Consider the following 13,267-nt stretch of genomic DNA (forward strand, 5'->3'; position numbering starts at 1 on the left):
CGGGTGTCACCAGGGGTCGACGTCGACGCCGGTGGTGACGATTCGCAGGGCCGCGGAGGCGACCCACGGCCGGTCGTGAGAGCTGATGCCGCCGTAGGACGGCATCGGCAGCTCGGGGAGCAGGGCCAGCACCGCGCTCAGGTGGCGGCATTCGGCGGCTTGGACGGTGAGCTTGACGGTTGGGCCGTGGCGACGTCCCGGGGGCATGCGGAGCAGCTCGGCACGCGCCTGCGCGAGGGCCTCGACGTCCGCGCCGCCGGGCCCGGCCGGGCGGCCGTGGGCGGCGTTGCGTTCCGCGATCGGCACGGCCTCCTCCACCCAGCAGTTGTAGCGCTCACCCCAGTCCACGAGCATGCGCGGCAGGCCGTGCTCGACGAGGAGCCGCTGCGCGCCCCAGCCCTGGAACCAGCCGTCACCGGACCGGAGCAACTCCTCGGCGAGCTCCACCTTGCCCTTGCGCAGCAGGTAGCCCAGGAACGGGATGCCGACGTCGTCGCCGGCCGCGCCGGTGCCCTCGGCGAGCAGGGCGCGCGCCTCGTCCTCGCGGCCGCATTCCATCAGCGCCCGGACGACCGGGAGGCGGTGGTCCCAGCCGCCGTCGTTCTCGCGGACCTTCTCCCGGGCCCGGTCGAACCACGCGTCGGCCTGTGCGCCGTCGCCCAGCAGCGCATGGACGGCGCCCATGGAGCCCGCCGTCGAGGCGGACTCACCCCACATTCCGTCGGTACGGCTGAAGACGGAACGCGCGTCGTCCTTCAGCCCCGAGGCCGCGAGCATCATCGCCACCTCGGCGGCGACGCGTGGCCGGCGATGTTCGGGCAACGTCCCGATCAGCTCCAGCGCCCCGGCCGTCTCCCCGCGCAGCGCCCTGAGCACGGCCGCGGAGTGGAGCGCCTCGCCGGCCCAGGTGTTGCGGCGGTTGACCCCGTACTCCACGACCGCCTCCCGGAAGGCGCGGAAAAGGTCGTCGACGGTGGCGGTGTCGGGCGGCGGCCACTCCTGAGGGCCCGGGTCCGTCATCGTCCGGCCCCGGAAGGGCTCCAAGTACTCGTACAGCGGTTCGGGCACGCGTTCGGCCGCGGCGGGCGCGTCGGGGACGACCTCCAGCTCACCCCAGTGCACGGGCCAGGCGAACCGCCGGGCGGGCGCCCACGCGAGGGCCGCGGCCAGGTCGTCGTCGCGTCCGGGAGGGGCGATCACGACTCCGGGCAGCAGGGCGACGGCCCAGGTCTCGTCGTCCAGCGCGAACGTGGGGTTCGGCTCGGGGTACATGTCCTCCCCGAAGTCCTCGTCGTCGAGCATCAGGGGACGTGGCGCGGACGGCTGCCGCAGCAACCTGAAGTCGCCGATCACCTCGCCGGAGTCCGCGCGCAGGAACCGCAGCACCGTCGTGCCCAGCACCACGAGCACGTCGTCGGCGCCCCAGTGCACCCCCGTGGCCTCGGCGGGCGCGTCGAAGGAGCGCAGCCGTTCGCCTCCCTCGTCACCGAGCGACCAGATCTCGACGCCGCCCTCGGCGGTCAGGCACGCGGCACGCTCGCCGTCCGGCTCCCAGGCCCAGGGGCGTACGTCCAGGTCGTAACTCGGCGACCGCAGCTCGAGGTCGAGGTCGTAGCGGTGCTGCCCGGTTCTGTCCACGATGCCGACGCGCGAACCGCATTCGACGATCGCCAGGCGCGTCCCCCATGACATGAACGTCACCTCGGCGTACCCGGGCCCCTCGGACACCCGCCGCCCCGTCAGCGCGTCCGCGATCACCAGGCGGCCGTCGTGGTGAAAGGCGAGGAGGCTTTCGTCGGGGCTCCATTCGCCGGACGGCCACGTGTAGTTGCGGTCGCCCTCGGTCATCCACGTGACGCGGCCCGACGCGACGTCGATCGAGCAGATCCGCCCGTCGTGCAGGTTCCCGTAGAGCCGCTGGCCGTCTCGCGACCAGACGACCCGGTCCAGGACGAACCGGTTGCCGTCCGACAGCGGTTCGATCCTGGGGTCGTCCGGCCAGACCTCCCCGCCGTCCAGCGGGACGACGGCGCCGTGAGCGCGCGCGTCGGCCTCCTGAAGGACGTAGGCGCGCACACCGTCGGGCGCCAGGGCGAACGGGTCCGGGCGTCCCGAGTAGGTGAGGCGAGCGGTTCCGACGGGTTCGTTCTTCTCGCCGAACGGGTCCCAGACGCCCACGTTGTTCGACCGGTAGGCCATGGCGAGGCGCGAATCGTCCGCCGACCACTGGATGACCTCGCCGTAGCCGGGCCAGCCGATCCCGCCCTCGATCCAGTCGATGACGTTGACGCACCGCCCGGTGGTCACCTCCCAGATCTGCAGGGTGGCTCCGCGGTCGTAGTCGTCGCCCCCGAAGTCGCCCACCGCCAGATACCGGCCGGACGGGCTGAGCGCCTGCGCGGTGATCTCGACCTGGTGGACGTCCGGATGGCGCAGCAACGCGCCGTGCTCCCGGATCCGCTCGGTCGCGTACCGGTGCGCGTCGACGACACCGTGGCGTCGCTCCAGCTCGACGAGTGCGGCGCGCAGCGGGACAAGGTCGTGTTCCGGGACGAACGCGGTCCAGTCCGCGGCCCGCAGCGCCGCCTCGAAAGCCTCGGGTCCGGTCTCGGGCGGGTCGGGGATCTTCATGCCCAGTGATCGTACGACCGAGGGCGCGTCGAAGGAGGGTGAACGCGGTCCTCGTCGGCGCGTGGAACGGGATGGAACGCCCATCGGGTGTAGACCCACCGACGAGCCATGAGGAGCTCCCATGTCGTACCTGATGAAAAAGCTGCTGGTCGCGGCCGCGCTGGTCACCGCCACCGTCACTGCGACCACCACCGCGGCCACCGCCCAGAGCGGCGCGCTGTTCGACGGCTTCGGCAAAGGAGCGGTGGAGGACACGGCGCTCGCCAACGCGGAGAGCGCCGCCAGGCAGAACGCGCTCAACCACGGGTTCACGGCGTGCGACGTGTTCGAGTCGGTGGTCTCCCAGGATGCGCGGACGCACGTGTTCTTCGCGTTGGTCACGGTCCGCTGCGACGACGAGGCCGTGCTGGGATGATCCCGGTGACGGACACCCCCGAGGCCGCACACTGCGCATGCGGCCTCGGGCGGGGTCAGCGGGTGGTCATGAGGGTCAGGCTCTCGTCCTGTACGGAGGCCGTGACGCCGCGGGTGATGCGGTATCCGGCGAGGCCGGGGCCGTCACCGTCGATGATCTCCTGAGCCGCGAGCCGGCCGAGCTCGGGCGCCAGGTTGACGCCGCTGTGGGTGACGAGGTGGTAGAGGCCGGGGACCTCGGGGTGCGTGCCCGCCAGCGGCAGGCCGTCCGCCGGCACGGGCCGGACGCCGAGGCGTACGCCGGCCAGCCGGGCGGCGCGCAGCGCGGGAAGGACCCGCTGGCCACCGGCGTGCAACCGTTCGGCCAGGGCGTCGTCGCTCTGGCCGGGCAGCAGCGCGTCCACGGGCCAGGAGATGGAGCAGATCCGGTCTCCGGGGGCGGGGCGCAGGTCCACCTCGGGTGTGGCCAGGATGGCGTCGAGCCGCAGGCCGGGGACCGGGGTGCTCTCTCCCACCAGCCCGGGGATCCGGGTCATGGGCAGGTCGGTGCCGGCCAGCGCCGCGATGCGGTCGGCGTCCGGGCCGGTGCAGTTGACCACCCAGTCGGCCTCCCAGCGCCGCGTGCCGGTCTCGACACCGGTGACGGCGTCGCCGTCGCGGATCAGCGCCTGTGCCCGCAGGCCGTACCTGATGTCGGCGCCGAGCGTGGCGGCGCGATCGAGCAGGCGCTGCACGAAGAGCGGGGCGTCGTACCACGCGCTCTGGTCGTGGACCACGAGCTCGCTCGCCGTGCACGCCGCCGGGTCGACGGCGGGGGCGAGTTCGCGCAGCTCGGACGGGTCGGCGATGCGGCAGGGGTGCCCCCACGACTTGAGGCGGACGGCCCGCTCCCTGAGCCCCCGCCGGCTCTCCTCGCTGTCGCCCCACTGGATGGCGGGCATGGGGTGCCGCCACGACGGGCCTTCGAGCTCCTCGGCCAAAGTGGCGTGCAGGGCTGCGCTGGCGCGGTTGAGCTCGTAGTAGGCGCGCGGGGTCTTCAGGTGGGTGACGTCCATGGAAAAGGTCGCGCTGGAGGTGCCCGCGGCGGGGCCGCCGGCCTCGATGACGACGACCTGAGCCCCTGCGGCGGCCAGGTGGTAGGCGACGGAGGCACCGAGCACTCCGGCGCCGAGAACGATGACGCGGGACACGTGGATATCTTTCCTTCGGGAGTCAGAGGACCTTGCTGAGGAATGCCCGGGTGCGCTCGTGCCGGGGCTCGCCGAGCACGGCGCCGGGCTGCCCGGACTCCACGACGACCCCGTCGTCCATGAAGACGATGGTGTCGCACACCTCGCGGGCGAATCCCATCTCGTGGGTGACGATGATCATCGTCATGCCGTCCTCGCGTACGAGGTCGCGCATGACGTCCAGGACCTCGCCCACGAGCTCCGGGTCGAGGGCCGAGGTCGGCTCGTCGAACAGCATGAGGTCGGGCCGCATCGCCAGGGCGCGGGCGATGGCGACGCGCTGCTGCTGGCCGCCGGACAGCTGGTCGGGGCGGCTGTTCGCCTTGTCGGCCAGCCCCACCCTGGTCAGCAGGGCGTGGGCGCGCTCGCGTACCTCGGCCTTCGGCTCCTTCTTGACCATGATCGGCGCCATCATGATGTTCTCGAGCGCGGTCATGTGCGGGAAGAGGTTGAAGCGCTGGAAGACCATCCCGATGTCCACCCGCTGGGCGGCGATCGCCTTGTCCGGCAGCTCGTAGACCTTCCCGTCGCGCTCCTCGTAGCCGATCAGGTGATCGCGGAAGTAGAGGCGGCCGGCGTCGATGCGTTCGAGGTGGTTGATGCAGCGCAGGAAGGTGGACTTGCCGGACCCCGACGGGCCGATCACGGCCAGCACCTCTCCCTCCGCGACCTCCAGATCGATGCCTTTGAGTACGTCGAGCGCTCCGAACCGCTTGTGCACGCCTTCCGCGCGGATGAGGGTCGTCATCGGCTGAACCTGCGTTCGATGTAGTGCTGCCCGGCGTTCAGGACGGTCGTGGCCACCAGATACCAGAAGCACGCGACCGTGAGCAGGGCGACCTGCTGGAAGTTCCTGGAGTAGATGCCCTGGATCGAGGTCAGGAGCTCCGGTACGGCGATGGCGAAGACGAGGGAGGTGGTCTTGAGCATGGAGACCACCTGGTTGCCCGTCGGCGGGATGATGACCCGCATGGCCTGCGGAAGAATGATCTTGCGCAGGGTCTGGAAGCGGGTCAGGCCCAGGGCGTGGGCCGCCTCCGTCTGACCGTGGTCGACGGAGGTCATGCCGGCCCGCACGATCTCGGCCATGTAGGCCGCCTCGTGCAGGCCGAGGCCCAGCACCGCCGCGGTGAGCTGGGTGATGATCAGGTTGGTGTCGACCTCGAAGAACGTCGGCCCCCAGGGCACGCCGAGCCCGATCTTCGGCACCACCGCGGACAGGAAGTACCAGAACAGCAGCTGCACCAGCAGCGGCACGCCGCGGAAGACCCAGATGTAGAACGCGCTCAGCGCCGCCAGCAACGGGTTGGGCGACATGCGCAGCACGGCCAGCACGATGCCGCCCGCGACGCCGACGAGCATGGCGAGCAGCGTGAGCAGCAGCGTGGTGCCGAGCCCGCTCAGGACCGCGGGGGAGAAGAGGTACTCGCCGACCACCTTCCACTCCATGCGCGGGTTGGCCACCCAGCCCTGCAGCAGGAAGATCACCAGGAAGCCGAGGACGGCCGCGCTCACCCAGCGCCCCGGATGGCGGAGCGGGACGGCCTGGATCCGCTCCCGTGGAGCCGGGGGAGCGGTCTGCCCGGTCGTGGTCACGACTCGCCGCCGTTGAGCACGGCCTTGTCGAGGGCGCCCGACGACATCTTCCACTTGTCGAGGATCTTGGCGTAGGAGCCGTTCTCCATCAGCTTCTGCAGCGCCTGCTGCACGGCCTTGGAGAGGTTCTGGTCCTCCTTGTTGACGAGGATCCCGTACGGCAGGAAGCGGTAGGGCTCGCCCACCTGCTTCATCCGGCCGCCGGACTGCTCGGCCTGGTAGGTGATGGTGGGAGTGCCGCCGATGAAGGCGTTGGCCCGGCCGGTGGAGACGGCCTGCAGACAGCCGACCGTGTCGGGGAACACCAGCACCTGGACCGCCGGCTTGCCCGCGTCCGTGCACTTCTTCTTCTGCTGCTCGGCGTCGTCGGCCTGGGCGGTGCCCTGCTCGACGGCCGCCGTCTTCCCGCAGAGGTCGTCGAGCGACTTGATCGCCTGGGCGTCCTTCTCCTGGACCAGGAGCGAGCTGCTGGTCTTGAAGTAGTCGACGAAGGTGACCTTCTCGCGGCGTTCCGGCTTGTCGAGCATCGCCTGGATGGCCAGGTCGTAGCGGCGTGCCTGCACACCGGCGATGAGGCTGTCGAAGCTGGCCTGGCTGAACGTCACCTCGACGCCGAGCACCTGGCCGATGGCCTTCATCAGCTCGGGTTCGAGGCCGATGACCGACTTGTTGTCGGTGTCGAGGAAGACCAGCGGCGGGTAGTTGTGACCAGCGGCCACGTTGAGCGTGCCGCTCTTCTTGATCTTGTCGGGCAGCAGGTCGTGCAGTTCCTGATTCTTCTGCTGTGCCGGGGCGGCCGCCTGGGAGGCGCCGCCTCCGGAACAAGCTGTCAGGGACAGGAGTCCCGCCAGGCCGAATGCGGCGGCTGCTTGGGTGAACCGCATCGCGCAGGACACCACCTCTCGCGCTTGGTACTACTACGTTCCGTAAACACCAATATTGGGGGTCCGTTTGGATACGACAAGGTAAGCGAGCATGCGCATTGGTGCACAACCTGTTCACTCCTCCTTATCCTCTTTCTCACCCGCCCCAGGTAGCCGCCCAGGTGATCGATCGCCTTGCCTCAAGATGGTCCGCGGTCTGGTGATGCTTATCGCCGGACTGTTAAGTTGAGCCGATGCTTACTCCCGCCCAGCTTCAGGCGATCCGTGAGGTGGTCGCCACCGGTTCGCTCCGGACCGCCGCCAAGCGCCTCGGGTTCACCCCGTCGGCCATCTCGCAGCAGGTCTCCTCGCTGGAGCGGACCCTGGGCGTCCAGCTGTTCGAGCGCCTGCCGCGCAGCATCCGGCCCACCGCGGCGGGGGCCGAGCTGGCCCGCAAGGCCGCCAGGCTGCTGGCCGACCTCGAAGCGGCGGAGGAGGAGATGCGTTCCTTCGCCACCACCCACCGGGGCAGGCTGCGGCTCGGCAGCTTCTGGTCCGCCGGGTTCCGGCTGGTGCCCGCAGTGCTGGCCGAGTTCCTGCGCGACCGGCCCAACGTGGACATCCGCTACGAGGAAGGCGATCCGCACCGGACCATTCCCGCCGTCAACGAGGGGCGGCTCGACCTGGCCGTGGTCTTCGAGTACGGCATGGTGCCGCACAACTGGCCGAAGGACCTGACCATGACGTTGATCATGGAGGAGCCGCTCTACGTGCTCGTGCCGACCGGTCACCGGCTGGCCGCCCGCAAGCGCATCCAGTTCGGCGAGCTGTCAGCCGAACGGTGGATCTCCTACACCGAGGGGATGGACGCCTCGCTCAACCTGTCGCACATCTGCGCGGCCAGCGGCTTCGACCCCGACGTGCTGTTCCGCACCAACGACTACAACCTGCCCTTCGAGCTCGTACGCAAAGGGCTGGGGGTGGCGATCGTGCCGGAGCTGGCGATGATCGAGTCGCGCGAGGTGTGCGTGTTCCGGCTCGGCGACCCCTCCCAGGTCCGCAGGGTCTTCACCGTGTGCCGCGCCACCGACCCCAACCCCCTGCTCGGTCACGCGACGAACATGCTCATCAACGCCGCCGAATCCCTGCACCAGCGCGCGGACCTCCCCATCGCCGTATGAACCCGGCGCTGCCCGCATGGCACACCCTTCAGGCGATCAGGCCGGGGTGGTGATTGTTGAGGAGGGCGGTGCCCAGGTCGGTGACGGTGTGGATGACTGCTTGGCCCAGGCGGTGGCTGGTCACCAGGCCGGCCTGGCGAAGTGTGGTGGCCTGGCGGCTGGCGGTCGAGCCGGGAATGTCCAGCTGACGCGCGAGCTCGCCGGTGGTGCAGTCACCGTGGGCTATGGTCTCGAGCACCTGGGCCCGGGTGGGACCGAGCAGGCTCGTCAGCGTCGGACGCCGGTCGGGGGTCTCGCCGTGCGCCCAGGTGGGGTCGTGTTCGATCGGATAGACCAGCACCGGGGGCAGCTCGGGATCGCGCAGGGTGATCGGTGTCTGCCTGCAGAAGAACGAGGGCTGCAGCACCAGGCCCCGGCCGTTGAGATGGATGTCGTGGTCGGCCGGATAGGCGAGCTCCAGCGTCGGGAAGCTCCACCGCGCCGACGGGTGGAGCGTGGCGAACACCGCCTCCCAGCCGCCTTCGAAGAGCACTCGTGCGCGGCGGGCGCGTTCCTGGCCGACCTGCGCGCGGATCCGTGGCCAGTACGGCGACAAGCATGCTTCGAAGTAGGCCTCGGCCGCGTCGGCGACGGCGCCCAACGTCTGCGAGCCACCCTCGGCGAGGTGGCCGACCCACCCGGGCAACCGCCTGCCGGGATGGCGCCAGGACAACTCGGTCAGGTCGAGATGTAGCCGCTCACGTGTGGTACGGCGCAGGGCCTCGGTTCCCGCCGTCATCGAGCCCGGCTCGGTGCGCGGGGTGAGGAAGTCGACGGTATAGCCTCGCGCGGGCGCGAGGGTCGTCAGCATCCGGGTCGCCGCGGGCACTCTCGCCAGCGCCTCCTTCTTCCACTGACTGAAGACGATCGTCCGCTCCCGGCGGCGCAACCTGTAGAGGCTGAGCATCACCTCCCACATGGCGTCGCACCCGGGGGCGATGCGCGTTCGCGCGAGATCCTCGCCCGTGAAATGGATTCTCAGCGCCATGGATCCTCCGATCGACGTGCCCCGTTCGGCATGTGCACTCCGACGGAAGCACCTACTTCGACGGCGATCAGCGCGGTCAAGTTCGCCGGCGCCCCGGCCGCGCGGTGTCCGGTCCCTCTCGCAGGGCCTCTTCCAGGACATTTGCGCTGTGATGGAACGATCTTCGCCTCGGCCGGAGCCGCGCTGAAAATGATGGCTGGTCTGTGACCGCCGCCCTTCTCCGGGGCGCGAATGTCCGGCTTTCCGGCCCAGAGGCGTGCCGGTGACGGACGGGGCGGCGGCCGGCGACGACAGCCTGTGACGGCTGCGACGAGGAGGTAACACGGTGAAACGATCACGGGGGACAGGCGGTCTCTTAGCCGGTCACCGCGCGGTGGGTGAGCGGCGCGGGGGCGCGCTCGGCGGCCTGGTGGCCTTGATGGTCGCCGCATCCTTGGCCGGACCGGTTTCCGGGGGCTCGGCCGCGGTGGCCGACGACGGGAGCCCTCCGGCCGACCGGGTGGCCGCCGCGCGATCGGCGAAGACACAGGGCACGCGGGTGGAGGTGGAGAGCGAGAAGAGTGACAGCTCCTCGCTCTGGGCCAACCCTGACGGCACGTTCACGCTGGAAACCTTCCCCGGCCCGGTACGGGTGAAGGACGGCGGCGAGTGGCGCCCCATCGACACGTCCCTGGTGCGTGACGGCGAGGCGGGACTGCGGCCGAAGGCCGTGGCATCGGACGTCCGCCTGTCCGACGGCGGTCTGGAGCCCTTTGCCGAGGTGCGGGGCGCGGATCGCTCGTTCGCGGTCTCGTGGGGCAAGGCTCTGCCGTCGCCGCAGATCAAGGGGGACACGGCGACCTACGAGAACGTGGTGCCCGGCGGTGACCTCACCCTGAGGGCATTGCCGAACGGATTCAGCCATTCGATCGTCTTGCACCGGCGTCCGACGGGACCGCTGGAGTTCACGCTGCCGATGGTCACGAAGGGCCTGAGGCTTTCCAAGGCCGCCGATCACGGCCTGAACCTTCAGGATGGTGCCGGCAAGGTGCTGGCGTCGGCTCCGGCCCCGCGAATGTGGGACTCCACGACCGACGAGCGCTCCGGCGAGCCCGTTCATCAGGCCGCCATCGAGACGACGGTGCGGCAGAGCGGCGACGGTGCGGTGCTGGTGCTGAAGCCGGACCCGAGGTTTCTTTCGGACCCGGCGGTGAAGTACCCCGTCACCGTGGACCCCACGAGCACGCTCACCGTGGAGACCGACACCTGGGTGCAGAGCGACATCCCCGATTCGCAGCGCGGCTCGACCGAGCTGAAGGCGGGCACGTACGACGGCTCCCACATCGCCCGCTCGTACCTGAAGTTCCGGCACATCGAGGACCTGCGCGGCACCCAGATCGTGGACACGGACCTGCGGCTGTGGACGTTCTGGTCATCGGTGTGCGTGGACCCCAGCGCGGGGGTGCAGGCACGCCGGATCACGGCGGCCTGGGATCCGGACACCATCAAGTACGGCTCGGAGCCGGCCACGACGACCAGCGGCGCGGTGATCACGAAGACCGCGCACGGGGCGGCGAGTTGCCCTCAGGACTTCATGCATTGGGACACCGACGCCATCGTGCAGGCATGGGCCGACGGCCAGCCGGACTACGGCATCCAGTTGCGCGGCGCGGACGAGAAGGACGCCTCGACCTGGCGCCGGTACTACTCCTCGAACTACGTCTCCGGCGCCCAAGGGGAGAAGGAACCCGCGCTCAGCGTCACCTTCACCTACAAGATCGGCACCCCTTCAGGGCTCGACATCGCGCCCAGAGCCTCCTCCGACCCGGCGGTCAACACCGTCGCGAGCCTCACGCCCACGCTGTCGGCCAAGGCGACCGATCCCGCCGGAGCGCAGCTGAACTACACGTTCGAAGTCACCAAGGCCGGCAGCAGTGACGTGGTCGCCACGGGAGGCCCCAAGGCGGTGGCCTCCGGTGCCACCGCGACCTGGACGCCGCCGGCGGGTGCCCTGCTGAACCCCGGGTCGTACCGGTTCCGTGTCAGGGTGACGAGCCCGACCGGAGCGAGCGGCTGGTCGTCGTGGACACCGTTCGCGACGGACGTGCCCAAGGTGCCCACCGGCCTTGCCACCGGCGTGAGCGACCCGTCAGCCGTCGTGCTCTCGGGCGTGCTCCTGCGGCCCTCGGGAGAGCCGCTCACCGCCAGGTTCTACCTCTACGACAGTGCCGGCGCCGTCGTGGGACCGAGCCCGGCGGGGTCCAGCACCGTTCAGGGCGGGCAGCGCGCCGCCCTGAAGGTCTCCTCCGACCTCATCACGCCCGGCGCCGTCTACAAGTGGCAGATGGAAGCGTGTGTCGGCTCCGCCTGCAGCGCCCGTACTGCCCCCGTCACCTTCACAGCTCCGCGACCGACGGCAGACAAACCCACTCGATCCACCACCCTCGGCGCCGGAGTACTCGCCATACGGGGTGCCAAGACGTCTTCCGACGCCTGTGACGGGCACGCCTGCCCGCTCGAGAAGGCCGCCGTGTTCCACGTGGGAGGCGGCCTGATCTCCACGTTCAAGGCGGACCTCACCACGATCCCGGCGGGTGCGGAGATCGCCTCGGCAACGCTCGATCTCGGAACCCCCACATGTGCTGCCACGTGCCCCGCCGCCCTCAAGGTGTCGGCGTACGAGCTGGCCGACGGCCTCGCCGCCGACGCGTCGGGGGCAGAGGTCTCCGCCAAGCTGCTGGACGAGCCGTTCGCCGAGGTGGACCTGGCCAACCCGAAGATCGACATCTCCGGGTCCGTACAGGGAGACCGTCAGGACGGTCAGGGCTTCGCGGAGCTCGCGCTGCGAACCACCGATCCCGCGGCACCGGAGGTGACCTTCGGCTCCGCCGGCGTGAGCGTCCCCTTGACCATCACCGTCACCTACGTCCCGCCGGGCGCGCCGGGAACCCTGCAGAACGTCAGCGTGCGGCCAGGTGACGGCGGAGCGCTCGTCACCTGGGGGCCGCCGTCCGACTCGACCGGTGACACGCGCATCACAGGGTTCGACCTGGACGTTCTCGACAGCGCGGGAACCGTCGTCAAGACACTGACGCCGTCCGAGCCGAGGGCCGTCGTCACCGGGCTGGCCAACGGATCGGCGTACGTCTTCCGGGTACGCGCCGAGAACGAACAAGGCAGCGGCGTCTGGAGCACCACCGCGGCCGTGAAACCGCAGGCCGTTCCCGATGGGCAGGAATACCTCGACGCTGTCACGCAATATCTGGACAGCCGGGAGGGCATCGTCGAGGGACGTTTCGCGGGCGCCTCCGACGCGATCGGCAAACATGATCAGGGCAATCGGTTCGAGTCGCTGCTCCAGGCAGACGAGCAAGCGCTCGTGGCCGCGAAATCCGAGGCTGACGCCGACGGCGGGGCTCAGGAAAGCTCGACGACCACACTGAGCAACACCCTTGTCTCTTTGTCGGCCGACGGCAGGACCGCGACCGTCCGCGCGACCGTGCACCAGTCCCGGCTCCGGCGTGACCCGACCGGGGAGAAGACCACGGAAGAAGAGGAGAACGACGCGGACTATTCCTTCAATGTCGTCGTGGCAGGCCAGAGCCAGCATCCGGACGGCTCCTCCGACGGTCTCACCGGTCGGGCGGACGGCGATTCGGTCGACTCCCAGGTCTACCCCGACGGGTCCGCCACGGCGGACATGAACGAAGACGCGACCGTGCCCGAACCCGGCGATGCTCCGGCGGACACCGTCTCGGCCGACTACGTGAACCCGTCCGGCATCGCCAGCTGGGCCAGGAGGAACTGGAACAGCCACCAGGAGTACGACAACTTCTGGCACCGCGGCGGCGACTGCACCAATTTCGCCTCCAAGGCGCTGCGATTCGGCGGAGGCGTCCTGGAGATCCGGAACTACGGGTCAACGGCGAAGCAGAAACGCGAGAACCCGAACAACTGGTTCTGGGCAGCCCCCGTCGGCAAGGACTCGAACACCTTCGTCATCGTCACGAAGAGCATGAGCCACATGGCCAACCGCCACCGGATCCAATGGCGCTCCACATTCTCGGACGTGCGCGTCGGCGACATCATGTACTGGGACTTCGATCCGCAGAACCACAACGGGGTCGACCATATGTCGATCGTCACGAAGAAGACGTCCTCCAGCGAAAGAGGGATCTTCTACACCGCGCACAGCACCAAGAAGCTAGACAAGAGAGTCTCCGACGTGAAGGAGAGAGGCTGGCGGATCGGTTACGCGAGGGTGGTCTTGTGACGCGATCAGGAAGCGGTACGGCAAACCCGGCGTGCCTCTGCCGGTGAGCCGCCGGACAGCGGGCGACCTGGCGG

Annotated in this window: 9 protein-coding genes; 3 read left to right on the forward strand and 6 right to left on the reverse strand. The window is 69.8% G+C overall.

Annotated features, from left to right (window positions below; genetic code table 11):
• Positions 1-6: 6 nt before the first annotated feature.
• A complete protein-coding gene (locus tag ABZX61_RS33060; protein WP_355200052.1) occupies positions 7-2,631 on the reverse strand; it encodes a WD40 repeat domain-containing protein in 2,625 nt (874 codons plus the stop codon).
• A 121-nt stretch (positions 2,632-2,752) separates the two neighbouring features.
• Here ABZX61_RS33060 and ABZX61_RS33065 point away from each other — a divergent pair, with 121 nt between their 5' ends.
• A complete protein-coding gene (locus ABZX61_RS33065) occupies positions 2,753-3,046 on the forward strand; it encodes a hypothetical protein (RefSeq protein WP_355200053.1) in 294 nt (97 codons plus the stop codon).
• A gap of 55 nt (positions 3,047-3,101) precedes the next feature.
• Here ABZX61_RS33065 and ABZX61_RS33070 read toward each other — a convergent pair whose 3' ends face one another.
• The 4 genes from ABZX61_RS33070 to ABZX61_RS33085 are packed head-to-tail and all read right to left on the reverse strand — an operon-like array spanning position 3,102 to position 6,754.
• Positions 3,102-4,235: an FAD-binding oxidoreductase gene (locus ABZX61_RS33070; RefSeq protein ID WP_355200054.1), complete on the reverse strand. Its 1,134-nt coding sequence runs from the start codon at positions 4,233-4,235 to the stop codon at positions 3,102-3,104.
• Positions 4,236-4,257: 22 nt separating this feature from the next.
• Positions 4,258-5,022, reverse strand: a complete 765-nt coding sequence (locus tag ABZX61_RS33075; protein ID WP_355200055.1) for an amino acid ABC transporter ATP-binding protein — start codon at positions 5,020-5,022, stop codon at positions 4,258-4,260.
• A complete protein-coding gene (locus tag ABZX61_RS33080; RefSeq protein WP_355200056.1) occupies positions 5,019-5,870 on the reverse strand; it encodes an amino acid ABC transporter permease in 852 nt (283 codons plus the stop codon). Before ABZX61_RS33080 ends, ABZX61_RS33075 begins: the two co-directional genes overlap by 4 nt.
• Positions 5,867-6,754: an ABC transporter substrate-binding protein gene (locus tag ABZX61_RS33085; protein WP_350731817.1), complete on the reverse strand. Its 888-nt coding sequence runs from the start codon at positions 6,752-6,754 to the stop codon at positions 5,867-5,869. The genes ABZX61_RS33080 and ABZX61_RS33085 overlap by 4 nt, the downstream gene beginning before the upstream one ends.
• A gap of 233 nt (positions 6,755-6,987) precedes the next feature.
• On the opposite strand from ABZX61_RS33085, the gene ABZX61_RS33090 reads away from it, so the two are divergent.
• Positions 6,988-7,914, forward strand: coding sequence for a LysR family transcriptional regulator (locus ABZX61_RS33090; RefSeq protein ID WP_355200057.1), 927 nt, complete (start codon positions 6,988-6,990; stop codon positions 7,912-7,914).
• A gap of 28 nt (positions 7,915-7,942) precedes the next feature.
• Here ABZX61_RS33090 and ABZX61_RS33095 read toward each other — a convergent pair whose 3' ends face one another.
• Positions 7,943-8,941, reverse strand: a complete 999-nt coding sequence (locus ABZX61_RS33095) for a helix-turn-helix domain-containing protein (protein WP_355200058.1) — start codon at positions 8,939-8,941, stop codon at positions 7,943-7,945.
• 325 nt (positions 8,942-9,266) lie between these two features.
• Between ABZX61_RS33095 and ABZX61_RS33100 the strand changes: the two genes are divergently transcribed.
• A complete protein-coding gene (locus ABZX61_RS33100) occupies positions 9,267-13,193 on the forward strand; it encodes a DNRLRE domain-containing protein (protein ID WP_355200059.1) in 3,927 nt (1,308 codons plus the stop codon).
• Positions 13,194-13,267 lie beyond the last annotated feature (74 nt).

Source organism: Nonomuraea sp. NPDC003709, assembly GCF_040610775.1.
GTDB classification, from domain to species: Bacteria; Actinomycetota; Actinomycetes; order Streptosporangiales; family Streptosporangiaceae; genus Nonomuraea; species Nonomuraea angiospora_A.